This window comes from Actinacidiphila acidipaludis, assembly GCF_019890725.1.
GTDB classification, from domain to species: domain Bacteria; phylum Actinomycetota; class Actinomycetes; order Streptomycetales; family Streptomycetaceae; genus Actinacidiphila; species Actinacidiphila acidipaludis.
On sequence record NZ_JAINZZ010000019.1, the window covers coordinates 1 to 25,716 of the forward strand.

Sequence of the window (25,716 nt, forward strand, 5' to 3'; positions counted from 1 at the left end):
ACGTTGGGGACCTTCAGGGCGTCCCAGGTCTCCTTGCCGGGCGGCCACTTCAGCGCCGACCCGGTCCAGCCCTTGTGGTGCTCGGTGTTGTACTTGCGCTGCCACGCCTCGTAGGAGGCGATGTCGCCGGAGCCGATCACGTCCTTGTTGGCGCTGCTCTGGTAGTGGTTGCAGCCCACCGCCACGAGCCGGTCGTGCATGGCCGCGACGATCGGCGAGCGGCGGCCGACGGTGAACCAGGCCGCGCCGGGGAACGGCTCGTAGGCGGGCGGGTGGCTCTTGGCCGCCCAGGTGCGCAGCGACGCCGCGCTCGCGAAGTTCGCCACGTCGTGGTCGAGCCCGCCGGCCTCGCTGTACTGGTGAAAGGTCCAGGCGTGCGTCACCCCGGGGTGCCCGGCCAGCGCGTTCGGGTCGGCGATCCACAGGCCGTCACCGCAGAAGCCGGTGTGGTCGCGGTTCAGCCAGAAGTCGCGGTTGCAGTACAGGATCACCCGGTGCGTGGGAGCGGCCGCCTGCACATGCTTGATCCAGGCGTCCTTGTCGGCGTTCGAGACCCCCGCGTCCTCCCAGTCCAGCGCCAGGATCTCGCCGGCCTTGGGCGCCGCGTGCTGCAGGAAGTACGTGGCCTGCGCGGTCATCGAACCGGGGCGGACGAAGTGGTAGTGGCCGACGACCAGCCCGTGGCTGCGGCCGGTGGCGACCTGCCCCGCGTGCCGGGGGTTGACGTAGCTGCTCCCCTCGGTCGCCTTCACCATCACGAAGCTGAGGCCCGCGGTGTTGTAGTCGGTGCTCTGATAGGAGGCGACGTCGATGCCGCTGACGGTCATGGGCGGTCCTTTCGTACGGGCGCGCCCCAGGTGCTGACGGCGGTGCCCATCGGTTCACGGGCCGTGGCCCGCGGTGCTCGGTGGTCCTCGGTGGGTCTCGGGGTCGTCGGTGGTCCGGTGCGGTCCTGCCCTTCTCGGCGGCCGCCGGTTCGGCGGCGTGCGGCGTGCGGCGTGCGGCGTGCGGCGTGCGGCGTGCGGCGTGCGGCGGATCAGTGCACGGCGCCGACGTCGAAGGTGTCGCCGCACACGACGGGGCTCGATGTTGCCAGGGTCATGGACGCGGTGGAACCCGGCGGGTAGACCTTGAGGAAGGTCGGCTTGCGCCAGCAACCCCCGCTCTTGATGCCCTCGTTGAGACTGTGCAGGTCCGCCTCCGCGGTCCGGCCCGGCGCCAGCCGCACCACCGTGCCGGCCGGGCCCTGCCGGTCGGCGGGCCGGCCGATGACACTGCCGTCGCCGCGGATCAGGGAGACCCCGGGGAAACCGTCCAGGGTGCAGGTGCGACCGCCGGTGTTGGTGAACCGCAGCGGGTAGTAGACGTTCCCGGCGCCGTGGTCGGCGGCGCCGAGCCGCATCCGCAGCTCCGTCACCGTGCAGCGCGTGCCGGCCGCGGCGGGGGTCCGGGCCGAGGGCGCCGCCGGGGATCCGGTGGCCGACGGCGCGGGTTCGGCCGGCCCGGACGTGGCGGACGGCGGGGCGGGGGTGGCGGAGGCCGAGACCGAAGCCGGGGCGGTCGTGCCGGCGGACGGCGGCGACGTGGACGCCGGGGAGGCGCCGGTGCCGCAGCCGGTCGCGGCCAGGGCCAGCAGGGTCACCGCCGCCGCGGCAAGCGGCAGGTGCCGCGTGCGCCGGGTGGGGCCGGAGGGGTGGTGCGTCGGAGTACCCATACTCTTCGGCTACTCACGGGGACGGCCCTTCGAACCTCGGCGGTCTCGATTGTTGCCGATCCCGTACATTCGGTGACGCCGCCCCGAACCCCCGTGCGGGATCCGCCTCTTCGTGCGCGCGCGACGGCGCGGGGCGTGCGGGCGGGGCGGCGAGCTCAGCCGGGGCGCCGCTGCTGCTCCTCCGGCACGGCCGGGCCGTTCCCGTTCCCGTCGCCGTTCCCGTCCGGCTGGTGACGGGCGTGGGATTCCCTGGCCGCCTCGTAACCGCCTGAACGGTCGACGGAGGCCTCGTGGGCGCCGCCGGACGGCGCGTGGCCGCCGTGTTCCTCCGCCGAGCCGGACTCCCCGGCCTCCCCGGGCTTCCGCCCGCGCCCCTGCTTCCCCTCGCCCCTGCGGTGCCGCCGGACCTCCCACACGATCAGGGCGACGACGACGATCCCGGCGACGGCGATCGCCACCGCGGTGCCGGCCGTCCGCTCGACCTGCTTGTAGGCGGTGCCCGCGAAGTAGCCGAGCAGCGTGAAGCCGACGCCCCAGACGAGGCCGCCGGCCGCGTTGAAGACCAGGAACACCCGGTACGGCATGTGGGAGATGCCCGCCAGCGCGGGCATGAGGGCGCGGAAGAAGGCGATGAACCGGCCCAGGAAGACCGCGACGGGTCCCCGGCGCCGGATCAGCTCCTGCGCGCTGCCGATGCGGTCGCGGTGCTTGCGCAGGAACCGGATCTCCAGGATGCGCGGCCCGAACCGCGCCCCGACCTCGTATCCCACGCTGTCGCCGAGGACGGCGGCCAGGACCACGACCACACACAGCCAGTACACGGAGACGTGTCCCTGGGACGCCACCACGCCGCCGAGCACGACGGCGGTCTCGCCGGGCAGCACGAAACCGAAGAACAGCGCGTCCTCGCAGAAGACCAGCGCGCCCACGACGGCGTAGACCATGGGCGCCGACGCGTGCTGCAGCCAGTCCGTGATGCTGTGCATACCGCGGCGGCTCCCCTCACCTGACCGGGCGCCGGCGACCGCGCAGCCGCACGAAGCCGTAGGCCAGGTCGGCGACGAAGAGGACCACGGCGATGGCCAGCAGGAAGCCGAGGCCGCCGGCGACCGCGCCGATGATGCCGAGCACGAAGGCGACGATGATCAGCAGCAGGAACAGGGACATCGTCCGGCTCCTTTCCCGGTCGCGTCCGGTGGGGTGGGTCCCCGCCGCGGTTCAGCGGCGGGCGAGCTGGCGGACGCCGTCCGCGCCGGGCTTGTACGGCAGTCCGTAGTGCTGGAAGATCGCCTCCTCTTCCTCGGCCGGCAGGACGTCGTCCGTACCGATCGAGGGGGCCGACTTCACCAGCGACTTGGCGTACGGGACCCGTACGTAGCCCGGTCCGGCGATCACGTCGCCGACCGGCACGAAGACCAGCCGGTGGCGGGTGGGCACACCGGTGCGGACGGTCGCCATGGAGGGCTGGTCCGTCGCCGTGTCGACGTACACCGCCTCCAGGACACCGATCTTGTGGTCGCTCTCGTCGACCACGTCGTGGTCACGCCACTCGCGGAGATCAGCGGGTCGGATCATCTCTGCCCTCCTGCCGCGGGCACAACCGGTGCCCTCCTTGTCCGTCTGCCCCGGTGTCCCGGCGCTATCCGTGGTCGGTGCGGCGCGCCCGGACGAGGGCGCCCGGGCCGCTCCTGCCCCCGGGCGGCGCCGCGGGCCTCACCCCGCACTCACCTCGGTGCGGTCGCCGCCCCAGAGCGTGTGGAACACGCCGTCGCGGTCGGTGCGGCGGTAGGTGTGGGCGCCGAAGAAGTCCCGCTGGCCTTGGGTGAGCGCGGCGGGCAGCCGGTCGGCGCGCAGTGCGTCGTAGTAGGCCAGTGCCGCCGAGAAGCCGGGGACGGGCACACCGTGCCGGACCGCGGCGACCACGACCGCCCGCCAGTCGTCCTGCGCGGCGCCGATCTCCTCGGCGAACCGCTGGTCGGACAGCAGGCTGGGCAGGTCGGACCGGGCGTCGTAGGCGGCGGTGATCCGGTCGAGGAACGCGGCCCTGATGATGCAGCCGCCGCGCCAGATCGCGGCGATCCTGCCCAGGTCGATGTTCCAGCCGTAGGTGTCGCTGCCCGCCTGGATCTGGTGGAAGCCCTGCGTGTAGGAGACGATCTTGGACGCGTACAGCGCCTGTTCGACCTGGTCGGCGAAGGCGGCGGCGTCCGGGCCCGCGCCGGACGCCCGCTCGGTTCCGGCGTCCGGCCCCGCGAGGTGGCGGGAGGCGGCGCGCAGGTCGGCGTGGCCGGACAGGGCGCGGGCGAAGACCGCCTCGGCGATCCCCGACACCGGGACGCCGAGGTCGAGCGCGATCTGCACGGTCCAGCGGCCGGTGCCCTTCTGCTCGGCCATGTCGGCGACCACGTCGACGAAGGGACGCCCGGTCTCCGCGTCGGTGTGGGCGAGCACCTCGGCGGTGATCTCGATGAGGTAGGAGTCGAGCCGTCCGGTGTTCCAGGTGCGGAAGATCTCGGCGATCTCCCGGGGTTCATAGCCCGCGACGGCGCGCAGCAGGTGGTAGGCCTCGGCGATGAGCTGCATGTCGGCGTACTCGATACCGTTGTGCACCATCTTCACGAAGTGGCCGGCGCCGTCCGGGCCGATGTGGGTGGTGCAGGGGGCGCCGTCCTTGGCCTTGGCCGAGATCGCCTCCAGCATCGGGCCGAGCGCGGCGGCGGACTCCTTGGAGCCGCCGGGCATGATCGAGGGGCCGTTCAGCGCGCCCTCCTCACCGCCGGAGATGCCCGCGCCGACGAAGTGGATGCCCTTCTCGCGCAGCTCGCGCTCACGGCGCCGGGTGTCCTCGAAGTGCGCGTTGCCCCCGTCGATGATCATGTCGCCGGGCTCCAGCAGCGGGGCGAACTCCTCGATGACCGCGTCGGTGGGGCCGCCCGCCTTGACCATGATCATCAGCCGCCGGGGCCGGGCCAGGGAGGCCACGAACTCCTCCGCCGTGGCCGCCGGGACGAACATCCCCTCCTCGCCGTGCTCCTCCATGAGGGCGTCGGTCTTGGCCTTGGTGCGGTTGTGCAGGGCGACGGTATAGCCGTGGCGGGCGAAGTTCCTCGCCAGGTTGCTGCCCATCACCGCGAGACCGGTGATGCCGATGTCCGCCAGGCCGTCGCCGCCCGGGCCGCCGGAGCCGCCCTTCGCGTCCGTTCCGGCCGATCCACCCGATCCAGTCATGCCGCTGCTCCCACCGTGGTCGTCACGTGGCCTGCTCGTGCCATTCTCCGCCGGTTGACCTGAGCCCGCGCGGCCGGCCGCGGCCGAACGGGCGGTCCCACCAGCGGCGGGGCCGCGCGTCCGGCCGGCGGCAGCGGCTCAGCGGAAGCCGGCGACGGGGTGCGGGGTGTAGGGCTCCTCGAGGTGCGCGATCTCCTCGGGGTCCAGCTCCACGTCGACGGCCGCGATCGCGTCCTCCAGGTGCCGGTCCTTCGTCACTCCGACGATGGGCGCGGTCACCACGGGGTTGGCGGCCAGCCAGGCGAGGGCGATCTGCGCGGGCGGCAGCCCCCGGCGCTCGGCGATGGCCGCGACCCGCTCGACGATGACGCGGTCGTCGTCCTGGTACAGGGTCTTGCCGAACTCGTCGGTCTCGGTCCGCGCGGTCGTGGCGTCCCACGGCCGGGTGAGCCGCCCGCGGGCCAGCGGGCTCCACGGGATGACGCCCACGCCCTCGTCCGCGCAGAGTGGCAGCATCTCCCGCTCCTCCTCGCGGTAGAGCAGGTTGTAGTGGTTCTGCATGGACACGAACCGGGTCCAGCCGTGCGCGTCGGCGATGTGCAGGGCCTTGGCGAACTGCCAGGCGTACATCGACGAGGCGCCGATGTAGCGCGCCTTGCCGGCCTTCACGACGTCGTGCAGGGCCTCCAGCGTCTCCTCGATCGGGGTCTCGGGGTCCCAGCGGTGGATCTGGTAGAGGTCGACGTGGTCCACGCCCAGGCGGCGCAGACTGTGGTCGATCTCGCTGAGGACGGCGCGGCGGGACAGGCCGGCGCCGTTGGGCCCCGGACGCATCCGGCCGTGCACCTTGGTGGCGATGACGACCTCGTCGCGGGAGGCGAAGTCGCGCAGCGCGCGGCCCAGGATCTCCTCGCTGCTGCCGTCGGAGTACACGTTCGCGGTGTCGAAGAAGTTCACGCCGGCGTCCAGCGCGCGCCGGATCAGGGCGCGGGAGGACTCCTCGTCCAGGGTCCACTGGTGGTTGCCGCGCGAGGAGTCCCCGAAGCTCATGCAGCCGAGACTGATCGCGGAGACCTCCAGGCCGGTCGAGCCGAGCCGGGTGTAGCGCATTGCGGTGCCTCCCAGGGCGTGGCCCGCGACGCGCGACGGCGGGCGGGCCGGATGGACGGTGCCGGGCGGAACACGCCGCACCGGCGGTGCCGGAGGGCGTGAACCGATCATGAAGTCTAGGAGGGCCGCCTGCGCGGGTGCTCAGCCGACCACGTGCAGGCTGAGGGAGAGGCGCACGCAGATCCGCTTGCCGACCGGTTCACGCCGGACCTCGAAGCCGTCGCACAGGGCGAAGATGATCTCCAGGCCGTGCTGCCCGATGCGGCCGGGTTCCGCCGCGCGGGCCATGGGCAGGGTGGGCTCGCTGTCCCACAGGGTGATCTCCAGCAGCGGCCCGTGGACCTCCAGGCCGAGGGCGCAGGGCCCGGGCGCGTACTTGCAGGCGTTGGTGACCAGCTCGCTGACCACGAGCTGGGCGTCGGACCAGGCGCGGTCCGAGACCCGGACACCGCCGGCGCGTGCCTGGTCGAGGAAGGTGCGGGTGAGGACCCGGGCGTCGGAGATCGACTCGGTGCTGCCCTCGTAGGCCGCGCCTGCGCGCAGGCTGGGACGTGGGCTGCCCTCCCGGCCGCGCCCGGCCGTCACGTACGCCATGCTCATCTCCCGTACCCGTCTGGCCGCGCCCGCGACCGAGAATCGCGTACCCACCGGTGCGCCGCCTATGCCACCGGCGTGCGACGAGGTGCCGGGGCCGGCTTTTCGGCCACCTGTTTGCCCGGCCGGGGTTGCGGGCCGGGGGGCCCGCTGTGTGGACTGGGAGCCCCCTTGCCGACGAGTTCCCTGACGTGAAGGCCAGGTCGCCGCATGCAGAAGTGGGCCGGACATCCGTTCCCGCTCGGAGCCGATCACGACGGCTCGGGTACCAATTTCGCCCTGTTCACCGAGGTGGCCGAGAAGGTCGAGCTGTGCCTGCTCGACGACGGCGGCGGTGAGGAGCGCATCGCACTGGAGGAGGTCGACGGGGTCATCTGGCACGCCTATCTGCCGGAGGTGGGTCCCGGGCAGCGGTACGGCTACCGCGTGCACGGTCCCTACGACCCGGACCGCGGGCATCGCTGCAATCCGGCGAAGCTGCTGCTGGACCCGTACGCGAAGGCGGTCGAGGGCCAGGCCGACGGGCACCGGGCCCTGCTCGGCTACCGCCCGGACGACCCCGGCCGCCCGGACCCCGCGGACAGCCGGCCGCACACCATGCTGTCGGTGGTGGCGGACCCGGCGTTCGACTGGGACGGCGACCGCCCCCTCAAGCGCCCGTACCACGAGTCGGTGATGTACGAGGCGCACGTGCGCGGACTGACCCGCCGGAACCCGGCGCTGCCGCCGGAGCTGCGGGGCACCTACGCCGGCCTGGCGCACCCGGCCGTGCTGGAGCACCTGACGAAGCTGGGCGTCACCGCGGTGGAGCTGATGCCGGTGCACCAGTTCGTCCAGGACGGCCACCTGCTCGACCGCGGTCTGACCAACTACTGGGGCTACAACACCATCGGCTTCTTCGCCCCGCACAACGCGTACTCCGCCTCGGGCGGCCGCGGCGGGCAGGTCACCGAGTTCAAGGCGATGGTGAAGGCGCTGCACACGGCGGGCATCGAGGTGATCCTCGACGTGGTCTACAACCACACCGCCGAGGGCAACCACATGGGCCCGACCCTGTCGTTCCGCGGCATCGACAACGCCGCGTACTACCGGCTGGTCGACGACGACGCGGCCCACTACTTCGACACCACCGGCACCGGGAACAGCCTGCTGATGCGGCACCCCAATGTGCTGCAGCTGATCATGGACAGCCTGCGCTACTGGGTGACCGAGATGCACGTCGACGGCTTCCGGTTCGACCTGGCCGCCACCCTGGCCCGGCAGTTCCACGAGGTGGACCGGCTCTCGGCGTTCTTCGACCTGGTGCAGCAGGACCCGGTCGTCAGCCGGGTCAAGCTGATCGCCGAGCCCTGGGACGTCGGCGACGGCGGTTACCAGGTGGGCAACTTCCCGCAGCTGTGGAGCGAGTGGAACGGCAAGTACCGCGACAGCGTGCGGGACTTCTGGCGGGCGCAGCCCGGCACCCTGCCCGAGTTCGCGTCCCGGCTGACCGGCTCGTCCGACCTGTACGAGGGCAACCACCGCCGCCCGCGCGCCGGGATCAACTTCGTCACGGCCCACGACGGCTTCACCCTGCGCGACCTGGTGTCGTACAACGACAAGCACAACGAGGCCAACGGCGAGGACAACCAGGACGGCGAGAGCACCAACCGGTCCTGGAACTGCGGCGCGGAGGGTGCGACGGCCGACCCGGACGTGCTGGCGCTGCGGGGCCGGCAGCAGCGCAACCTCCTGGCGACGCTGCTGCTCTCACAGGGCGTGCCGATGATCTGCCACGGCGACGAGCTGGGCCGGACCCAGCAGGGCAACAACAACGCCTACTGCCAGGACAGCGAACTGAGCTGGGTGGACTGGGAGCTCGGGACCGAGCAGCGGCAGTTGCTGGACTTCACCCGGCGGCTGATCGCGCTGCGCCGGGCCCACCCGGTGCTGCGCAGGCGCCGGTTCTTCCGCGGGCGGGCCCCCGGCGCGGACCGGCCGGCGGACCTCACCTGGCTGCGGCCGGACGGCCGGGAGATGACCGAGCGGGACTGGCGTGAGGACGACGCCCACGCCGTCGCCGTCCACCTCAACGGCGACGGGATCGCCGAACGCGACACCCGGGGCCGCCCGGTGCGCGACGACTCGTTCCTGGTGCTCGTCAACTCCCACTGGGAGCACCGGGTGTTCACCCTGCCCGGCCCGGAGTTCGGTGCCCGCTGGTCGGTCGAGGTGGACACCGCCGCGGATCCGACGGCGGCCCCGGACGGCACGGTGACGTCGTACGCCCCCGGGGAGCGGGTCAAGGCCGAGGCACGCTCGCTGGTGCTGCTGATCCGGGACGTGGACGGCCCCGCGGGCGGCGCCGCGGTCGCTGACGCCGGCGCGGTGGACACCGGTGGCGGGGAGGCGGCCCGGGCGCGCGGGCGGCGCTGACGGCGGCACGGACGGCCCGAACCGTGCCCGAGGCGGCCGTTCCCCGCGGGGAGCGGCCGCTCAGGACGCGTCGGTGCGCGGGAAGACGCACTCGTCGAGGATGATCCCGAGCGCGACGGCCACCGGAATGGCCACCAGTCCCCCGACGATGCCCAGCAGCGACCCGCCGACGAGCACCGCCACCACGGTCACCACCGGATGCACGTCGACCGCGAACTTCATCGCACGCGGCATGATCAGGTAGTCCTCGGCGAGCCGGAACGCGACGTAGAAGCCGGTCGTGGCGATCGCGACCGGCAGCGAGACGGACAGCGCGACGAGGCTCACCACCACTCCCCCGACCGTCGAGCCGACCACCGGCACCATGTCGACCAGCGCGACGAAGAAGCCGAGGGCGGCGGGGAACGGCACGCCGGTCGCGGAACACCAGGCGAAGGTGGCCAGGCCCGCGACGACCGAGGTCAGGGTGTTGCCGAGCATGAACCGGCCGACCCGGCTGAGGATCTCCTCGCTGAGCGCCTCGGCCCTCGCGCGACGCGTGCCGGGCACGAAGCGGTAGCAGAACCGCTTGATGGCGGGGAGCGCGGCCATCACGTAGAGCGTCACCGTCACGATGATCACCAGGGACGTCAGGGCGCTGACGACCAGCCGTCCCGCGCCGAGCACGCCGCCGGCGACCTCCGAGGCGCCGCCCCGGGAGCCGAGCTGGGCCTGGGCGTGCTCGATCACGTGGTAGCGGTCCTCGATCCGGCCGAGCAGCGAGTGGTGGTCGCGCAACTGGCGGCGCCAGCGCGGCACCGCGCCGGTCAGCGCCGTCACCCCGGTGGTGACCGGCGGGATGACCAGGGCGACGAAGCCCGCCAGCACCCCGGCCAGCCCCACGACCACCGACAGCACCGCCCATCCCCGCCGCATCCCGCGGCGGCCCAGCCAGGCCACCACCGGCTCCAGGCTGACGGCGATGAACGCGGCGAGCAGCAGCAGCGTCAGCAACTGGCTGAGCCGCAGCACCATCTGCACCAGCAGCCAGGCCAGGGTGGCCCCCAGCGCGGCACCGAAGCCGACGCCGAACCACGCCCGCGCCTCCGAACCGCCCGGCAGGCCCCGGGCCGCCGCGCGGGCCGCCCGGGTGAGCCCGGTGGTCGCGCCTGCGCCGCCGCTCGGCGGGAGGGCGTCGAGCACCGCGTCGGCCGGGGCGTCAGACATACGGATCTCCTTCGGGCGGCGCGGAAGCGCAGGTCGGCACGGGTGGGGCCGCGGTGCCGGTCCCCGCACCACGTGTCCTTCCGCACCAACGCCGCGACCTCACGCGCGGTCACCCCGAACCCCCCGGTCAGGTGCAGCCTCCGGAGGTACCCGGCGGTTCCGTGCCGGCCGGAAAAGCCCGTGCGGCCGCGTACGCGACTCGCCTTTCCCCGGTCGCGGACAGGGCGGCACGGGCTCCTCCCAGCACGGATGGCCGCCGGAAACACGGAGGGCCCCGGACGGAAATGGGGAATTCACACGCCGTCCAGTTTCACCTGCTCCCATCGCGGCTACCCCGCTGGTCAAGGGGGATCCGGTCCATTTTCCCGTTGTCGCGGGACGTCCCGATGGGTGCGCGTTATGAGCGAAGTGCGTGTGCTGTCGATCTACGAGGGTTTCTTTTCCGGCGGGGCCCGCATTCTGCACAGCGATGTGGTGCTGGGCCTGCACGGCGGCGTCCAGCGGCACGCCGTGCTGAGCGTCGAGGGCGAGATGCACCGGGAGGCGACCCGGCAGCCGATGGAGCAGGACGCCTGTTACCGCGCGCTGACCGCGGCGGGCGTGCCGGTGTCGGCGCTGCGCCGCGGCACGAACGGGCCGCTGGTGCCGGGCGCGGGCGGCAGTGCGTTCACCGCCGACGAGGTCGCGGCCACCGCGCGGGCCACCGCCGCGGCCGACGTGATCCTGTCCCTCAAGGAGCAGCCGCTGGCGCTGCTCAACCAGGCGGGCCTGCCGCTGCGGCCGGTCGTGGTGTGCCTGCACCGCTCCGATCCGGAGAACCAGGGTCCGGCGCTGGACGCCCTCCTGGCGGCGGTGGCGGCCGGGCGGGTGCGGGCGGTCGTGTGCTGCGCGGAGTCCACCCGCCGCGCCTACGCGGCCGCCGGTGTCCCGGAGGAACTGCTGCACGTCATCCCCAACGGCGTCGACCTGCTGCGCTTCCGCCCCGACCCGGCCGCCCGCGCGCGTCTGCGGGCCGCGCTGGGCGTCCCCGCGCAGGCGCCGGTGGTGGTCTTCGCGGCGCGCTGGGCGGCGATGAAGAACGTGCCGCTGTTCCTCGCCGCGGCCCGGGAGTTCCTGCGCCGCGACCCCGACGCGCGCGTCGTGATGTGCGGGGCCGGGATGACCGGGGACAACCCCGGGCTGCGGGCCGAGATCACCGCGGCCGTGCGCGGCGAGCCGTGGCTGGCCGAGCGGATCCTGCTGCTCGGCGTCCGCTCGGACATGGAGGCGGTCTACGCGGCCGGCGACGTGGTGGCGCTGACGTCGTCGTCCGGCGAGGCGGCCCCGCTCTGCCTGATCGAGGGCATGATGTGCGGCGCCGTCCCGGTGGCCACGGACGTCGGCGACAGCGCGCTGCTGGTGGCCGGGCGCGGCCTGCTGACCCAGCCCGACCCGGCGGCGATCGCCTCCGCCTGGAGCGAGGCGGTCGCCCGGGCCCCCCTGTTCGCCCCGGCCTTGGAGGCCGGCCGCGAGGAGTTCAGCCGCACCCGGATGGTGGCCGCGTACGGTGCGCTGATCGAGCAGGTCCATCGCGGAGTGGCGTGGGCACCGCTGCCGGAGCCGCTGTAGCCCGCGGGGGGCGGGTGTTCGGGGCGGCAACGGGTCACGGACGGCGCCGACGGTCGGCGGACGGTCGGCCGCAGTGGCTGGCCGGGCGGGGGCCTGCGGGCTGCGGTGGAGGGCGCAGGCGCCGACCGCGCCCAGCCCGAGCGGCAGAGGCAGCCCCGGCGATGAGCGGTGCGGCCGGCGGTGGCGGCCGGCCGGTTCCTCCGCTCGTGGCGATCGGCCGGCACGACCAGCATGAGCCGGCCAGTACGGCACGGGGCCATGGGGACGGTGCGAGCAGCCGAGCACACCATCCGGATCGCAGGCGCCGACCGAGACCAGCCCGAACGGCAGCGCACGTTCCGCCCGGCGGTGACCCGTCGCATGAAGGCGCTCAGGCGTCGGGCGGCGCCAGGTCCACCGGGCCGAGCCGCAGGCCGAGTCGGGGGCCGGCCGGTCCCGCGCGCTCGTCACGCTGGGGACCGGCCTGCCGTCCCCTCGCGTCAGCCGCCGTCCGGAGGGCTGACCTCGTAGACGTCCCGGTAGGACGGGAAGGTGCCGCCGGGCCCCTCGACGGTGTCGGCGGTCAGCACCGCGTGCAGCACCGCTCGGGTGAGGACGTCGGCGCCCGCGGCGAGGATCTCGTTGAGCGCGCCGGCCGCGAGGTGCGTGCCGAACGCCGGGTCGGCGGGGGCGGGGCCGTCCGCGGGGAGCAGCGGGCGGGTCCCGGTGGCCAGGGCGAAGACGGTGTCGCCGTCGGACATCAGGTGCACCGGCCGCACCGCGCGCGCCAGCCCGTCGTGCGCGGTCCCGGCGAGCTTCTGCGCCTGTGCGCGGGTCAGCGCGGCATCGGTCGCCACCACGGCCAGCGTGGTGTTGAACGGCCGTGCCTCCGCGGCAGCGGCCATCCGCTCGCGCGCCCGGGCGGTCACCTCGGCGGACCGGGGTGTGCCGTCCGTGCCGAACTCGGCGTCCCAGGCCGCCCGCGCACCCCACAGGGCGCCCGTGCCGGGGTCGACCACCGAGCCAGCCGCGTTCACCACGGCCAGCGCGGCCACCACGGTGCCGGACGGCAGCACCCAACTGGCCGTCCCGACACCGCCCTTGAGCCCGCCGGCCACCGCGCCGGTGCCGGCGCCCACGGAGCCCTGGGCGACCGGCGCGCCCTCGGCGGTCCGCGCCGCCGCCTCCACCGCGGCCCGTCCCATCGCCGCGTCGGGCCGCGCCTCCCACCGTCCGCCGCGGCCCAGGTCGAAGAGCGCGGCCGCAGGCACGACGGGCACGACCCGGCCGGGCGGCCCCACCCGGAAGCCGCGGCCCTGCTCCTCCAGCCAGGCCACGACGCCGGAGACCGCGTCCAGGCCGAAGGCGCTGCCACCGGTGAGCACCACCGCCTCGACCTGCTGCACCAGGTTGCGCGGGTCGAGCGCGTCGGTCTCGCGGGTGCCCGGGCCGCCGCCGCGCACGTCGACCGCGGTGACCGCCCCGCCCTCCGGAGCGAGCACCACGGTGACGCCGGTGAGCCAGCCGTCCCCGGTCCGCTGGGCATGCCCGACCCGCAGGCCGGCGACGTCGGTCAGGGCGTTGCGGGTGCCCGGCCGGCCGGTGTCCTCGCCGTTCACGTCGTCGTCCTCCGTCTCCAGCGGACACGCGCGGCCCGCCGCCGTCGATCATGCCGCCCCGGGCGCCGTCCCGGGTCCCGCTTCCGCCGCGCGCCGCCGCGGCGCGGTGGGGCGTTCGCGCGGCCGCCGGCCCGGGCGGGTCCCCCGGAACCGTGGTACGCCGGGCGCGCGTGTTCCGGTCCAGGGGGACGGCCGGTTCGGGTCGAGGGGGGCTCATGGGCGGATGGTTCACCCGGTGGCGGCGACGGAGGACGCGCGGACGGAGTCGCGGACTCCGCGAGTACCAGGGGCGCGGCGCGGTCTCCACGACCGGCCCGAAGCCGTGGGTGCGGAGGGGCGATCCCAGCGCCTGCCCGGTGCCGGACGGCACGCGGCAGTGGATCGAGGCGGGACTGGACCGGTACCTGCGGGAGTTCGGGGAGGAGGCGCTGCACGGCCGGATCGCCGTGCCGGGACCGGAGTTCGTTCCCCCGGGCTTCACGGCGACGCAGGAGCAGACCGAAGAGCTGGTCGCCCGGGTCGCCGCGGTGATGGGCGCGGATGCGGACGGCGTGACGGTGCACCTCTTCGAGAGCCCACCGGCCGAGCTGCGGCGACGGCACGGTGTCGGCCGCTACCGACGTGTCCTGGGCCGCACCCTGATCGAGCTCGACCGGCTGGAGGCCGCGCGTCCGGCGGTCTTCACCGCGATCATCGCCCACGAACTGGCGCACGCCCGGTTGCTCGGCGAGCGCCGCATGGCTCAAGGCCGGGCCGACGGCGAGAGGTTGACGGACCTGCTCACGGTCTTCCTCGGCATGGGTGTCTTCACCGCCAACGCGGCCAACTCCTTTCCCCGTGCCGCGGAGGCACAGAGCTTCTCCGTCCTGCCCGTCGGCGACCTGACCGAGCGCATGCTCACCGGACTGGCCAACGAGCCGACGTCGCGGCTCGGCTACCTGACCGAGCCCGAGTTCGGCTACGCCCTGGCCTACTGGTCCTTCCTGCGCGGCGACCGGCGTCCGGCCTGGGCACGCCATGTGAACGGCGGCGTCCGCGACACGCTCACCCGCGGTCTGCGTCACCTGGCCGCACGCGGTGGCGCCCGCCCGCTGAACGGTCGCTTCCCGTAACGGGGTTCGCGGCGTTTCCCCCGCAACGGCGACGCGGCGGATCCCCGGGTTCACCCCCGGCTCCCGGCCGTGCGCGCCGCCGGGGCCGTCTCCGGCACGGTCAGCGACGCCCACTCCTCGTCCGGAACGGCGAGCAGCGCGGCGAGACGGCCGGGGGACGGGAGCGGGCCGTGGTCGGCGGGGACGCGGAGGGCGGCCGCCGCGGTGAGGTGTGCCAGGCGCAGCGCCCGGGGCAGCGGCTCTCCGCGGTGGAGGGCGGCGAGGAATCCTGCGGCGAACGCGTCCCCGGCGCCGACCGGTTCGACGACCTCGACCCGCGGCGCGGGCACGGCGCAGACGGCCGGGCCGTGGAACGCGGTGGCCGCGCGGGCCCCGTCCTTGACGACGAGCAGGCCCGGCCCGGGCAGCAGCGCGCGGACGTCCGCCGGCGTCCCGACACCGCTCCCCCACAGCGCCTGCGCTTCGTCCAGGCCGACGAAGACCACGTCGGCGCGGTCTGCCAGGTCGCGGAGGACGGCCGGCGCCGAGCCGTCCGGCCACAGCGCGGTCCGGTGGTTGACGTCGAAGCTCACCGGTACCGGGCCGGCCAGCGCCTCCTCCAGCAGCCGACGGCAGCTCGGCGACAGCGCGGCGGTGATCCCGGTGAGGTGGAGGAGTACCGCGCCGTGCACGGCGGGGCCGGCGAGCAGCTCCGGTCCGAGGGCGGAGGCGGCCGAGCCGCGCCGGTAGTAGTGGACGCGGGTGCCGTCGGGTCCCGGGTCCTTCACCAGCAGGCCGGTCGGGCGGTCCGGGTCGGTGCGTACGCCGGTCACATCGACCCCGCGCCCGCCCACCTCGGCCAGCACCCGCGTGCCGAACGGGTCGGCGCCGACCGCGGACACCCAGCGCACCGGCACGCCGTGGTCCGCGAGGTACATCGCCACGTTCGACTCCGCCCCGGCGACGGCGAGCCCGAGCCCCGCCGCGACGGCCAGCGGGCCGACCGGGTCCGGCACGAGCGCCGCCATGGTCTCCCCCACGCACACGACCGGGCCGGGCCCGAGGGGCACCAGCGGCGGGACGGCTGATCCGGAGTGCTGCGGCGGAGGAGGGAGGGTCGCGGCGGGCGGGGTGGAGGACATGGCGCGGCTTTCGGGTCGGGCGGGCGGGACGGATGGCGGCGCGGGTGCGGTCGGGCCCACCGCGATGGTCGGTGCTGCACGGCCCACGGCTGCGGTCGGTGCCGCGTCGCCCACGGCAGCGGTCGGTGCTGTCTCGCCCAGCCTTCCGGCGGACGGCGGCACGTCGTGCTGCGGCGAGCGGCGTCCGCGCCGCACGGCGGAGTTCAGCGAACGAACCCGGAGGGCACGGAGGCGCGTGGCGGGCGGCAGTCGGTGATCAGGGGTGGGCCACCGGGTCCGCCGGGCGCACGGCGGCCAGGAAGTCCCCGGCCCGCGCGCGGAGTTCGGGGATGCCGCCACCGTCCGCGGCGTCGCCCAGCAGCGGGCTGCCCACGCCGACCGCGATCGCACCGGCGGCGAGGTACTCACGGGCGGCGGCGGCGTCCACACCGCCGACCGGCACGAACGGCAGCCCGGGGAAAGGCCCGTGCAGCGCCCGCAGATAACCGGGGCCGCCGGCCTGCCGGGCCGGGAAGATCTTGAACGCCTCGACGCCCAGCGCCCGAGCGGCCACGACCTCGGTGGGCGTCATCACACCGCCGAGCACGGGCAGTCCCAACTGCCGGGCGGCGACAACCCCTTCGCCGAGCGCGGGGGTGACGGCGAAGGCGGCGCCGGCCCGGTGGGCGGCCTGGGCGTCCTCGTCGGTCAGCACGGTCCCGGCGCCGAGCAAGGCGTCCGGGCCGAGCGCGGCCCGGGCCTGCGCTATGACGTCGAGTGCGTCACGTCCGCTGAGCGACACCTCCACGAGCGGCACGCCCTCCTCCACGAGGGCGAGCACGGAGCGCAGGGCCGCGTCGGGGTCGGCGCCGCGCACGATGGCGACCAGGCGGTGGGTGCGCAGCGCGGTCAACAGGTCCACGTGCGGGGTCCTCTCTGGTTGGGCGATGTGTCCGGACGCCGAAGTGACGGGCGGCGGACGGGTTCTGCGAGGGCGGATGAGCAGGACGAAATGGCCGTCCCAACTGACGGCCGGTCAGGAATGGATCTGCGTACGGTTCGCCGAAGCACGCCGTTCACGGTGTCGTGGCGGCGGTGACGGTGAGCCGCCAGACCGCTTCGCCGGACGCCGGAACGTGGGCGGCGTCCCCCTCCCCCGCCGCGGCCAGGTCGAACACCCTGCCGAGCATGGGCTCGACGCCGATGGACCGGTAGGGAGCCTCCTCGGGGAAGCCGCGGAGGTTGCGCCACAGGGCCACCGACACCGGTTGCCCCTCAGCTTCCAGCGTGAACCGGAGTCGGTCCGGGCCGTCGTGGACGGTGGCCTGCCCGGCGTCGACCACGGCGCCGAGGGCCGTGCCGTCGTCCGGGCCCAGCCGGTCGAGGGCGGTGTCCCCGGCTCGCGGCCAGGCGAACGGTGTCCACGCCGCGCCGCCGTCCGGGTAGAGGCGTCCCGCGCTGCCGCCGGGCAGCGCGACCCGGCCCTGCGGGGACACCTCGAGCAGGGCGTGCGCGGCCCACACGAACCGGTAGCCCGGTGCGGCGGACAGCCGGTAGTCCGCGATCACGGCGCCGTCGGCCGCCCGGCCGGTGAGGGTGCGGGTGAGCCGGAAGCCGGGGCACTCCACGGTGTGCGTGACGGGCCCGGCCGGCGCCTCGGGGCCGCCGGGTGCCCAGGCGCGGGACCATGCGTCGCCGTGGTCGGGCAGGCCGCGGACGGTGGGCACGCACTCCTCCAGGCCGCCCGCGTCGGCGAACGGGTCGCCGGGGACCGCGCCGGCCCGGCGCGGTTCCGCCCGGTGCCACAGCCATTCGCGGCCGCCGGCGCGCAGTGAGGTCCAACGCCCGCCGTGGCGGGGGTCGGTGCCGACGCTCACCGGGACCGAGGTGCTCACCATTCCGCGAACGACCCGTCGTCGTGGCGCCATACGGGGTTGCGCCAGCGGTGCCCGGCACGGTCGGCGGCGCGGACGGCGGCCTCGTCGACGGTGACGCCGAGGCCGGGGCGGTCGGTGCGGTGCGCGTGGCCGTCGACGAACCGGAAGGGCTCGGTGTCGACGACGTACGACAGCAGGTCGGCGTCCTTGTTGTAGTGGATGCCGAGGCTCTGTTCCTGGATCAGGAAGTTCGGCGTGCAGAAGGCGACTTGGAGGCTGGCGGCGAGCGATATGGGACCGAGCGGGCAGTGCGGGGCCAACTGGACGCCGAAGGTGTCGGCGAGCGAGGCGATCCGGGTGACCTCGGTGATGCCGCCGGCGTGGGACAGGTCGGGCTGTGCCACGGCGATGCCCGCGGTGAGCGCCGGCAGGAACTCGGCCCGCCCGTAGAGCCGTTCGCCGGTGGCCAGGGGTATCGGCGTCGAGGCGGCGAGGGCGGCGAGCTGGTGCCCGTGCTCGGGCAGCAGCGGTTCCTCGACGAACAGCGGGTGCAGCGCGGCGATCTCGCTCAGGACGCGGCGGGCACCGGCCGGGCTGAAGCGGCCGTGGAAGTCCACCGCCACATCGCGTTCGGCGCCCAGCACCTCACGCGCGGTGGCGATGCGCTCCACTGCGGCGGCCGTGCCGGCCGGTGTGGTGAGCGGGTCGGTGCGCCCGGCGCCGTTCATCTTCACGGCGGTGAAGCCGGCGTCGATCTGGGCGGCGATCTCCTCGGCGAGACGGGACGGCTCGTCGCCGCCGACCCAGGCGTAGACGCGGACGGAGTCCCGGACCGGGCCGCCGAGCAGCGCGTGCACGGGCGCGCCGTACGCCTGGCCCGCGATGTCCCACAGGGCGTGGTCGAGGCCGGACACGGCGCTGGAGAGGATCGGGCCGCCGCGGTAGAAGCCGCCCTTGCTGAGGACCTGCCAGTGGTCCTGGATGCGCAGCGGGTCCTGGCCGACGAGGTACTCGGCGAGGACGTCGACGGCGGCGCGGACGACCTCGGCGCGGCCCTCGACGACCGGTTCGCCCCAGCCGACCAGGCCGTCGTCGGTCTCCACGCGGCAGAACAGCCAGCGCGGCGCGACCAGGAAGGTCTCGATGCGGACGATCTTCACAGGGTGTCCTCCCGGCTGGGTGTGCCGCCGCCGTCCCCGGCTGCGTCGGCGGCGGCTGCGTCGGCCTCGTGGGCGGCCGCCGCGTCGTCGTCGGCCGGGACGGACCGGGCGGGCCCCCCGGCGCCGGCCCGTTCGCCGTCGCCGGAGCCGTGCACCAGGTCCAGGTCGCGCACGGCCTGTTCGAGCAGGGCGCGCATGGCCGCCTCGGCGGCGTCCGGGTCCTGGTCGCGGACGGCGGCGAGCACCGCGCTGTGACTGGGCACGGGGTCCTCGCCGTGCGGCGAGGAGTGCACGATCTCGTCGCGGTGGGCGAGCCCGGACTCGATGACCATCTCCATGCGTTCCAGCAGTTCGTTGTGGGTGGCGGCGAGCAGCGCGCGGTGGAACGCGAGGTCGGCCTGGACCGCGTGCGCGGCGCCGAGGTCGTGCTGCCCCATCGCGGCGAGCGCGTCGTCCAGTGCGGCCAGGTCGGCGTCGCTGCGGCGGACCGCCGCGAGCCGGACGGCGGCGGGCTCGACGATGCCGCGGACCTCGCCGAGGTTGCGGAGCAGGGCCAGGTCGGTGCCGGTGGTGGTGCCGCCGGCGAACTGCCAGCGCAGGACGTCGGCGTCCAGCAGGTTCCAGTCGGCGCGCGGCCGCACGAAGGTGCCGCGCTTCTGGCGGGCGTCGACCATGCCCTTGGCGGCGAGGACCTTCAGCGACTCGCGCAGTGCGGTCAGGCTCACGTCCAGCTCGCTCTGCAGGGCCGGCAGGTCGAGTGTCGCCCCCTCCGGGATCTCACCGCTGAGCACCCGGCGCGCGAGGGTCTCCACGGTCTGGCCGTGCACCCCGCGGCGCGCGTATGGGGTCATGTCGTTCTGCCTTTCTGCAGGTCGTGTCGGGTCGGGGTACGGCGGGTCAGGCGGAGGACTTCACGACGCTCCAGCCGCCGTCCACGACGAGGCTCGATCCGGTGATGTACGAGGCTTCGTCGGCCGCCAGGAAGGCGATCGCGGCGGCCACCTCCTGCGGGGTGCCGAACCGCCCCGCGGCGGTCTCGGCGACGCTCGCCGCCCGGTCCTCCTCCGGCACCCGGTCCCAGGCGGCGGTGAGGATCGGTCCCGGCACCACCGCGTTGACCCGCACCCGTGGTCCGTACTCGACCGCGAGCTGCCCGCACAGGGACAGCAGCGCGCCCTTGGAGGCGGCGTACGCGGGGTGGCCGGGCAGTCCGCGGTGGGCGTGCACCGACGAGGTGAGCACGACCGCGCCGCCGTGCTCGCCCAGGTCGGGCAGGAGCGTGGTGAAGCCGAGGAAGCTGCCTGTGAGGTTGACGGCGAGCTGCCGTTCCCAGGAGGCCAGCGACAGCAGGTGGGCGGCCCGGACGTCGACGGTGAACGCGTTGCTCACCAGCACTCCGACCGGGCCGAGGGCGCGGGCGTGTTCGGCGACGCTCTCCCAGTCCTGCGGCGAGGCGACGTCGGCGGCCACGAATCGGGCCTGACCACCCCGGGCGCGGATGCCGTCGGCGACCGCCTCGCCGGCGTCCGCCGCGACGTCGGCGAGCACGACGGCCGCGCCCTCCGCCGCGAGCCGCTCGGCGGTGGCCGCGCCGATCCCGGAGGAGGCGCCGGTGACGACGGCGACCCGCCCGGTGAAGCGGGCGGCGGGTGCGGGTGCGTTCATGGGACGGGTCGACTCCTCGGGGTGCGGTCTTGCCGGCGACTCTAGTGAGACGGGCTGCGGGGACGTGGTCATTGCCTGGTCAGCACCACCAGCTCGGCGTCGTGCGCGGCGGTCCAGGCCAGGGGCAGTCCGGAGTGGAGCAGATGGGCGCCGCTGTAGAGGGTGCCGTGCTCGTCGCGGTAGCGGGCGGCCGGGTCCAGGCCGCGCAGCCGCAGCCGCGAGGCGCGGCCCGGTACCAGCGGCGCGCCGTCCAGGCGGCCGGTGCTCCAGGCGGCCACGACCGTGCGCGGGCCGTCCGCCTCGTCGTACTGGACGCCGCAGGTGGGGTCGGCGGGCGAGCCGATCAGCCGGGCCCGGCCGTGGTGGACGACCGTGCGGACCTCCTTGTAGCGGGCCACCCAGCGGGCGGCCTCCGCCCGCTGCGCGGGGGTCCAGCGCCGGATGTCCGCGCCGATGCCGAGCACGCCGGCCGCGGCCAGCACGAAGCGGAAGGCCAGCGAGCGCGGCCGCGGGTCGAAGACGCCCGGCGCGTCGGTGACCCAGGAGCTCATGGTGTGCGGCGCGTGGGCGTGCAGGTAGCCGTACTGGACGGCGAGGCGGTCCAGCGGCGCGGTGTTGTCGCTGGGCCACACCACGTCGGTGCGGGCGAGGGTGGCGTGCTCGATGCGGCCGCCGCCGCCCGAGCAGCCCTCGACAGTGACATGCGGGTGCTCGGCCCGCAGGTGGTCCAGGACCCGCAGGTAGCCCGCGACATGGGCGGCGTCGAGGTCCTGTTTCCCCGCGGGGCCGGCGCCGGGCCGGCCGCGTTCGGTCGGCGGGCGGTTCATGTCCCACTTGAGGTAGTCGACGCGGTGGCGGGTGAGCAGCCGGTCGAGGGTGCCGGTCACGAAGTCCTGCACGTCCTCGCGGCCGAGGTCGAGCAGCAGCTGCTCGCGGACCAGGGTGGCCGGACGGCCGTCGATGCGGTACACCCACTCGGGGTGTTCGGCGTAGAGCCGGGACGCGGGACTGACGGCCTCCGGCTCCACCCACAGGCCGAAGTCCATGCCGAGGCCGCGGACGCCGTCGACGAACGCGTCGAAGCCGTCGGGGAACGCGGCCGGATCGGGATCCCAGTCGCCGAGGCCGCCCTTCTCGTCGGTGCGGCCGGTGAACCAGCCGTCGTCCACGACGAACAACTCCACGCCCAGGCCGGCGGCGAGGTCCGCGAGTTCGAGCTGGGAGGCGGCGTCGACGCCGAAGCCGGTGGCCTCCCATGAGTTGTAGAGCACCTTGCGGGTGCGGTGCAGGCGTTCACCGGCCAGCCGCCGCTCGTAGCGGTGCCACACCTGGCTCAGTCCGTCGAGGCCGCCCGGGCTGAACGCGCAGGCCAGCCGGGGGGTGGTCAGCCGGCTGCCGGGCCGCAGCAGGACGGCCCCCTCGTGGGGAACCCGGCCGGCCCGGATCCGGACCGTGCCGCCGGGTTCGGCGTCGGCGGTGATGTGCCAGTTCCCGGGCCACTCCAGCGCCACGCCGTACGTGGGGGTGTCCGGGCCGTCGGCGAGGGCGGTGTCCTGGACGGCGAGCCACGGCGCGTAGGCGTGCCCGGGTACGCCCTGCGTGGACTCCATCGTGAACCGGCCGCGCACCAGGTCGAGTTGTGTGCGGGTGAACTCCTGGGACCACTGCCCGGCCAGGTGGGTGAGCCGGGCGCCGGCGGTGACCGGGACGTTGACGGCGGCGGAGTCCAGACGTTCGAGGTGCAGCGGTTCGCTCCCGGTGTTCTCCACCTCCGTCCAGCGCAGCACCACATCGGTGCCGGGCACGGCCTCGTAAGCCAGGACCGTCCGCAGGCCGGTCGGCTCGTCGGTGAACTCCAGCCGCAGCGACCGCTCGTCGTCCTGGACCGCGCCGGTGAACGTCCACCACAGGCCGCGCTCGCCGTCCGGGCGCCGCACGGTGAGGTCGGGGCCGCCGAACGGCCGCAGCCCGTACGGCAGATACTCGGCGGGGGCGGCGTCGGCGGGGGTGATGAAGTGCGTGCGGCACGACCAGTCGTACGGAGACGGGCCGGACTCGGCGCCGAGCGGTCCCCACGCGGCGGTCTCCGCCCAGCGCCCGCCGGGTTCCAGGCGGACGGCGTAGACGGTGTGGTCGGTGCGGACCGACCACGCGGGGTGCGGTGTCACTTGACGGCTCCGAGGTTGAGGCCGGCCACGAAGTGGCGCTGGAAGCGGAGGAAGACGATGACGGTCGGGGCGGCGGCGATGACCGAGCCGGCCGCGATGACGTTCCACTGCGAGACGTACTGACCCTGCAGTCCGAGCAGCGACGCCGTGATCGGCATCTTGGTGTCGGTGCGCAGCACGGTGATCGCCCACAGCAGGTCGTTGAAGATCCAGGTGAAGGAGAGCGACGTCAGGGCGGCGAGGGCCGGCTTGGCGAGCGGCAGTATGACGCGGGTGTAGATCTGCCAGGGTCCGGCGCCGTCGATGACGGCCGCCTGCTGGATCTCCTGCGGGATGGCCCGCATGAAGCCGTGCAGCACGAACACGTAGAAGCCGACGCCGAACCCGATCTGCACACCGATCAGCGCGTACAGCGAGTCGTACAGGCCGAGTTGCTCGCTCAGCTTGGAGACAGGGATCAGCAGGATCTGCGGGGGCAGCAGGTTGCCCGCGAGCATGAGCAGCAGCAGCGCCCGCCGGAACGGCAGGTCGTAGCGGCTCAGTGCGAAGGCCGCCATCGAGGCGAGCAGCAGCGACAGCAGCACGGTCGGGACGGTGACGATCAGGCTGTTGATCAGCGCCTGCTGCTGCCCGCCGTCCACCCAGGCCTGGCGGAAACCGCCGAGGGTGAAGGAGTGCGGCAGGCTGCCCAGCCCGTTCGCCGCGATGTCGTCGAAGGAGCGGGTCGCGGTGATCAGGACCACCGCGATCGGCACCAGCCAGATCAGCGAGAGCAGGCCGGCGCTCGCGTGGAAGGCCGCGGTGCCCCACATCCGCCGGGCCGGCCGCCGGGCGGCGCGGGCCGCGCGCGCCCCGCCGCCGTCGGCGGCCCGGGCGGGCGCGAGGTGTTCGGTGACGGTCATCAGTCGGCCTCCCGGAAGGCGCGCACCAGATAGGTGGCGATGACGCCGAAGGCCAGCACGAAGATGACGACGGCCAGCGCGGAGCCGTAGCCGAGCCGCAGGGACTGGAACGCGGTGGAGTACATGTAGGTGCTGAGGAGTTCGGAGGAGTGGTACGGGCCGCCGCGGGTCAGGGCCCACACGACGTCGAAGGAGCGCAGGCTGTCGATCACGATGACCGACAGCACCACGGCGTTGACGCTGCTGAGCTGCGGCAGGGTGATGTGCCGGAACTGCTGCCGGCGGGTGGCCCCGTCGACCTTCGCGGCCTCGTACAGCGCCGGGTCGATGCCCTTGAGTCCGGCCAGGTAGAGCACCATCACGTAGCCGATCTGCCGCCACAGGGCCGGCACGATCACCGCGTACAGGGCCGTGTCCTGGTCCGCCAGCCACGGGTGGGTGAGGCTGCCGAGGCCGACGCCGGACAGCGTCCGGTCGATCAGCCCGTCCGGCTGGTACATCGCCTGCCACACCAGCGCGGTGGCGGTCAGCGAGAAGACCACGGGCAGGAAGAGCGCGGCGCGGTAGAACCCGACTCCGCGGCGCTCCTGCTGGAGCAGCAGCGCCGCGCCGAGGCCCAGCACGGCCGAGAGACCGCCGAACAGCGCCAGCCACAGCACGGTGTCGAGCACCGCGGTGTGGAAGACGGTGTCGTGCAGCATCTCCCGGTAGTTGCCGAGCCCGACGAACTGCGGCGGGGAGACGCCGTCCCACTTCGTCAGCGACAGGTAGAAGCCCTGGAGGGCCGGCCAGAACACCCAGAAGCCCTCGGCCAGCAGCGGCACCAGCAGGAACGCCAGGACCACCGGCGGCACCCGGGTGGCGCGCCCGCGGCGGCCGCGCGCCCGGGTGTTCGCGCTCAGTACCGCCATGTCACTGGCTCCAGATCTTCTGCGCGTCGCGCTGCCAGGCGGTGAGGATGGAGGTGACCTCCTTGGGCTTGGCGATGAACTTCGTCAGCGCGTTGTCCGCGGTGGGCTGCAGCGCGTCGCTGGAGTCGCGGTTGAAGAACTGCGTGACGTCGGCAGCACTCTCGATCAGCGCGCGCCCCTTCTTCACCAGCGGGGTGCCGGAGTCCTTGGCCTTGGGGTTGGTCGGCAGCGAGGTGCCGGAGGACCCCTTGAGGTAGATCTCCTGCGCCTCGGCCGTCGCCAGGTAGCTCATCAGGTCCTTGACCTGGGCCTTGTGGCGGGTGCGGGCACTGGCGAAGTACCCGTCGGTGGGGCCCTCCTCGGCGACCGGGACGCTCGGGTCGATGATCGGGAACTGGAAGAAGTCGATGTCGTCGAGCTGGTCCTTGGGCGCGGCGTCGGCGAAGAAGGTTCCGATCAGCATCATGCCGGTGCGGTTGTTGAGCATCGCGGTGGTGGCGTCCTGGAAGGCCAGCGCGGTGCCGTTGGGGTCGAAGTACGGCAGCACCTCGGCCCACTTGTCGAAGACCTTGTGGACCTGCGGGTCGGTGAAGCTGTGCTTCCCGGCGAGCAGTTCGCGGTGGTACCGGGCGCCGTTGATGCGGATGTTCAGGTAGTCGAACCACGCGGAGGCGACCCAGGCGGTGCCGCCGCCGGCGCCGAGGCCGATCGGCGTGACGCCCTTGGACTTGAGCTTCTCGCAGAGGGCGATGAACTCGTCCCAGGTCTTGGGCTCCTGCACGCCCCACTTGGCGAAGTTGGACTTCTTGTAGAACAGGCCCCACCAGTAGTAGCTCGCGGGCACGAACACCTTCGCGCCGGCCGAGTCGGTGCACAGCTTCTTCAAGGCGTCGCTGTAGCCGGCCAGTTCGCCGGTCTGCCAGATGTCGCTGACGTCCAGCAGCAGGTTCTTCCTGGCGTAGCCGTCGGCGACCGAGCCGGGGTACCAGGTCAGCAGGTCCGGCGGGTTGGCGGACGTCAGGTAGGTCGGAAGCTGGGTGCGGAAGGTCTCGGAGGCGACGGTGTTGAGCGACGCCTTGGTGCCGCCCCGCTTGTCGTAGGCGGCGACGAGGTCCTGCATCGCGGTCTTGGCCTGCGGCGACGACAGGTTCGACTGCAGGCTCACGGAACCGCTGCTCGACTGGCTGCTGCTGCCGGTGGAGCTGGAGGTGACGCAGCCGCTCATCAGTGCGGCGGCCCCTACGGCGCCGGCGCCGGCCAGGAAGTGGCGGCGGCTGGGCGGCGTGAAGTTCTCGGTGTTCATGGGTCGGACTCCCTTTCGGCTGCTACAGACTGTCGCGACGGTGGA

23 protein-coding genes are annotated in these 25,716 nt (G+C 74.1%); 3 read left to right on the top strand and 20 right to left on the bottom strand.

What is annotated here, in order from left to right; all coding sequences use genetic code 11:
• The 8 genes from K7862_RS17035 to K7862_RS17070 all read right to left on the bottom strand — a co-directional run.
• The coding region (locus K7862_RS17035; protein WP_222963462.1) for a GH25 family lysozyme at positions 1–827 on the bottom strand (827 nt) is incomplete at its 3' end.
• Positions 828–1,036: 209 nt separating this feature from the next.
• The gene (locus K7862_RS17040; protein ID WP_222963463.1) at positions 1,037–1,714 is read right to left on the bottom strand and encodes a DUF4232 domain-containing protein; all 678 of its coding nucleotides are present in this window, start codon (positions 1,712–1,714) and stop codon (positions 1,037–1,039) included.
• 155 nt (positions 1,715–1,869) lie between these two features.
• Complete coding sequence (locus tag K7862_RS17045; RefSeq protein WP_222963464.1) at positions 1,870–2,700, bottom strand: DedA family protein; 831 nt, start codon at positions 2,698–2,700, stop codon at positions 1,870–1,872.
• Positions 2,701–2,716: 16 nt separating this feature from the next.
• Complete coding sequence (locus K7862_RS17050; RefSeq protein ID WP_222963465.1) at positions 2,717–2,881, bottom strand: hypothetical protein; 165 nt, start codon at positions 2,879–2,881, stop codon at positions 2,717–2,719.
• Positions 2,882–2,932: 51 nt separating this feature from the next.
• A complete protein-coding gene (locus K7862_RS17055; protein ID WP_222963466.1) occupies positions 2,933–3,289 on the bottom strand; it encodes a PRC-barrel domain-containing protein in 357 nt (118 codons plus the stop codon).
• A 138-nt stretch (positions 3,290–3,427) separates the two neighbouring features.
• Positions 3,428–4,840, bottom strand: coding sequence for an NADP-dependent phosphogluconate dehydrogenase (gene gnd, locus K7862_RS17060; RefSeq protein ID WP_372461581.1), 1,413 nt, complete (start codon positions 4,838–4,840; stop codon positions 3,428–3,430).
• A gap of 240 nt (positions 4,841–5,080) precedes the next feature.
• On the bottom strand, positions 5,081–6,052 hold the full coding sequence (locus tag K7862_RS17065) for an aldo/keto reductase (RefSeq protein WP_222963468.1): 972 nt from the start codon (positions 6,050–6,052) through the stop codon (positions 5,081–5,083).
• Positions 6,053–6,193: 141 nt separating this feature from the next.
• Positions 6,194–6,646 (bottom strand): ATP-binding protein, encoded by a 453-nt coding sequence (locus K7862_RS17070; RefSeq protein WP_262413303.1) that lies wholly within the window; start codon positions 6,644–6,646, stop codon positions 6,194–6,196.
• A gap of 210 nt (positions 6,647–6,856) precedes the next feature.
• Between K7862_RS17070 and glgX the strand changes: the two genes are divergently transcribed.
• Positions 6,857–9,061 carry a glycogen debranching protein GlgX gene (gene glgX, locus K7862_RS17075; RefSeq protein ID WP_222963469.1) on the top strand — a complete coding sequence of 735 codons (2,205 nt, stop codon included), beginning with the start codon at positions 6,857–6,859 and terminating at the stop codon, positions 9,059–9,061.
• 60 nt (positions 9,062–9,121) lie between these two features.
• On the opposite strand, the gene K7862_RS17080 is transcribed toward glgX, so the two are convergent.
• A complete protein-coding gene (locus K7862_RS17080) occupies positions 9,122–10,267 on the bottom strand; it encodes an AI-2E family transporter (RefSeq protein WP_222963470.1) in 1,146 nt (381 codons plus the stop codon).
• Between the two features lie 399 nt (positions 10,268–10,666).
• Here K7862_RS17080 and K7862_RS17085 point away from each other — a divergent pair, with 399 nt between their 5' ends.
• On the top strand, positions 10,667–11,875 hold the full coding sequence (locus K7862_RS17085) for a glycosyltransferase (protein WP_262413304.1): 1,209 nt from the start codon (positions 10,667–10,669) through the stop codon (positions 11,873–11,875).
• 479 nt (positions 11,876–12,354) lie between these two features.
• Here K7862_RS17085 and K7862_RS17090 read toward each other — a convergent pair whose 3' ends face one another.
• The gene (locus K7862_RS17090) at positions 12,355–13,473 is read right to left on the bottom strand and encodes a P1 family peptidase (protein WP_222963471.1); all 1,119 of its coding nucleotides are present in this window, start codon (positions 13,471–13,473) and stop codon (positions 12,355–12,357) included.
• A 356-nt stretch (positions 13,474–13,829) separates the two neighbouring features.
• Here K7862_RS17090 and K7862_RS17095 point away from each other — a divergent pair, with 356 nt between their 5' ends.
• Positions 13,830–14,585, top strand: coding sequence for a hypothetical protein (locus tag K7862_RS17095; RefSeq protein ID WP_222963472.1), 756 nt, complete (start codon positions 13,830–13,832; stop codon positions 14,583–14,585).
• A 50-nt stretch (positions 14,586–14,635) separates the two neighbouring features.
• Here K7862_RS17095 and K7862_RS17100 read toward each other — a convergent pair whose 3' ends face one another.
• The 10 genes from K7862_RS17100 to K7862_RS17145 form a co-directional block, all read right to left on the bottom strand.
• On the bottom strand, positions 14,636–15,592 hold the full coding sequence (locus K7862_RS17100; RefSeq protein ID WP_372461582.1) for a sugar kinase: 957 nt from the start codon (positions 15,590–15,592) through the stop codon (positions 14,636–14,638).
• Between the two features lie 370 nt (positions 15,593–15,962).
• On the bottom strand, positions 15,963–16,607 hold the full coding sequence (locus K7862_RS17105) for a bifunctional 4-hydroxy-2-oxoglutarate aldolase/2-dehydro-3-deoxy-phosphogluconate aldolase (RefSeq protein WP_222963474.1): 645 nt from the start codon (positions 16,605–16,607) through the stop codon (positions 15,963–15,965).
• Positions 16,608–16,761: 154 nt separating this feature from the next.
• Positions 16,762–17,583, bottom strand: coding sequence for a hypothetical protein (locus K7862_RS17110; RefSeq protein WP_222963475.1), 822 nt, complete (start codon positions 17,581–17,583; stop codon positions 16,762–16,764).
• Complete coding sequence (gene dgoD, locus K7862_RS17115; RefSeq protein WP_222963476.1) at positions 17,577–18,722, bottom strand: galactonate dehydratase; 1,146 nt, start codon at positions 18,720–18,722, stop codon at positions 17,577–17,579. Before dgoD ends, K7862_RS17110 begins: the two co-directional genes overlap by 7 nt.
• The gene (locus K7862_RS17120; protein ID WP_222963477.1) at positions 18,719–19,573 is read right to left on the bottom strand and encodes a FadR/GntR family transcriptional regulator; all 855 of its coding nucleotides are present in this window, start codon (positions 19,571–19,573) and stop codon (positions 18,719–18,721) included. Before K7862_RS17120 ends, dgoD begins: the two co-directional genes overlap by 4 nt.
• A 46-nt stretch (positions 19,574–19,619) precedes the next feature.
• Complete coding sequence (locus tag K7862_RS17125; protein WP_222963478.1) at positions 19,620–20,387, bottom strand: SDR family NAD(P)-dependent oxidoreductase; 768 nt, start codon at positions 20,385–20,387, stop codon at positions 19,620–19,622.
• 68 nt (positions 20,388–20,455) lie between these two features.
• Positions 20,456–22,555 carry an alpha-galactosidase gene (locus K7862_RS17130; protein WP_222963479.1) on the bottom strand — a complete coding sequence of 700 codons (2,100 nt, stop codon included), beginning with the start codon at positions 22,553–22,555 and terminating at the stop codon, positions 20,456–20,458.
• Positions 22,552–23,367, bottom strand: coding sequence for a carbohydrate ABC transporter permease (locus K7862_RS17135; protein ID WP_222963559.1), 816 nt, complete (start codon positions 23,365–23,367; stop codon positions 22,552–22,554). Before K7862_RS17135 ends, K7862_RS17130 begins: the two co-directional genes overlap by 4 nt.
• Before the next feature lie 89 nt (positions 23,368–23,456).
• Positions 23,457–24,368, bottom strand: coding sequence for a carbohydrate ABC transporter permease (locus tag K7862_RS17140; RefSeq protein ID WP_222963480.1), 912 nt, complete (start codon positions 24,366–24,368; stop codon positions 23,457–23,459).
• 1 nt (position 24,369) lies between these two features.
• The gene (locus K7862_RS17145) at positions 24,370–25,671 is read right to left on the bottom strand and encodes an ABC transporter substrate-binding protein (RefSeq protein WP_222963481.1); all 1,302 of its coding nucleotides are present in this window, start codon (positions 25,669–25,671) and stop codon (positions 24,370–24,372) included.
• Between the last annotated feature and the right edge of the window lie 45 nt (positions 25,672–25,716).

Coding starts and splice junctions, on each gene's coding strand:
- K7862_RS17040 (WP_222963463.1), bottom strand. CDS start 1,714: ATGGGTACTCCGACGCACCACCCCTCCGGCCCCACCCGGCGCACGCGG.
- K7862_RS17045 (WP_222963464.1), bottom strand. CDS start 2,700: ATGCACAGCATCACGGACTGGCTGCAGCACGCGTCGGCGCCCATGGTC.
- K7862_RS17050 (WP_222963465.1), bottom strand. CDS start 2,881: ATGTCCCTGTTCCTGCTGCTGATCATCGTCGCCTTCGTGCTCGGCATC.
- K7862_RS17055 (WP_222963466.1), bottom strand. CDS start 3,289: ATGATCCGACCCGCTGATCTCCGCGAGTGGCGTGACCACGACGTGGTC.
- gnd (WP_372461581.1), bottom strand. CDS start 4,840: ATGGGCAGCAACCTGGCGAGGAACTTCGCCCGCCACGGCTATACCGTC.
- K7862_RS17065 (WP_222963468.1), bottom strand. CDS start 6,052: ATGCGCTACACCCGGCTCGGCTCGACCGGCCTGGAGGTCTCCGCGATC.
- K7862_RS17070 (WP_262413303.1), bottom strand. CDS start 6,646: ATGGCGTACGTGACGGCCGGGCGCGGCCGGGAGGGCAGCCCACGTCCC.
- glgX (WP_222963469.1), top strand. CDS start 6,857: ATGCAGAAGTGGGCCGGACATCCGTTCCCGCTCGGAGCCGATCACGAC.
- K7862_RS17080 (WP_222963470.1), bottom strand. CDS start 10,267: ATGTCTGACGCCCCGGCCGACGCGGTGCTCGACGCCCTCCCGCCGAGC.
- K7862_RS17085 (WP_262413304.1), top strand. CDS start 10,667: ATGAGCGAAGTGCGTGTGCTGTCGATCTACGAGGGTTTCTTTTCCGGC.
- K7862_RS17100 (WP_372461582.1), bottom strand. CDS start 15,592: ATGGCGGCGCTCGTGCCGGACCCGGTCGGCCCGCTGGCCGTCGCGGCG.
- K7862_RS17110 (WP_222963475.1), bottom strand. CDS start 17,583: ATGGTGAGCACCTCGGTCCCGGTGAGCGTCGGCACCGACCCCCGCCAC.
- K7862_RS17120 (WP_222963477.1), bottom strand. CDS start 19,573: ATGACCCCATACGCGCGCCGCGGGGTGCACGGCCAGACCGTGGAGACC.
- K7862_RS17125 (WP_222963478.1), bottom strand. CDS start 20,387: ATGAACGCACCCGCACCCGCCGCCCGCTTCACCGGGCGGGTCGCCGTC.
- K7862_RS17135 (WP_222963559.1), bottom strand. CDS start 23,367: ATGTGGGGCACCGCGGCCTTCCACGCGAGCGCCGGCCTGCTCTCGCTG.
- K7862_RS17140 (WP_222963480.1), bottom strand. CDS start 24,368: ATGGCGGTACTGAGCGCGAACACCCGGGCGCGCGGCCGCCGCGGGCGC.
- K7862_RS17145 (WP_222963481.1), bottom strand. CDS start 25,671: ATGAACACCGAGAACTTCACGCCGCCCAGCCGCCGCCACTTCCTGGCC.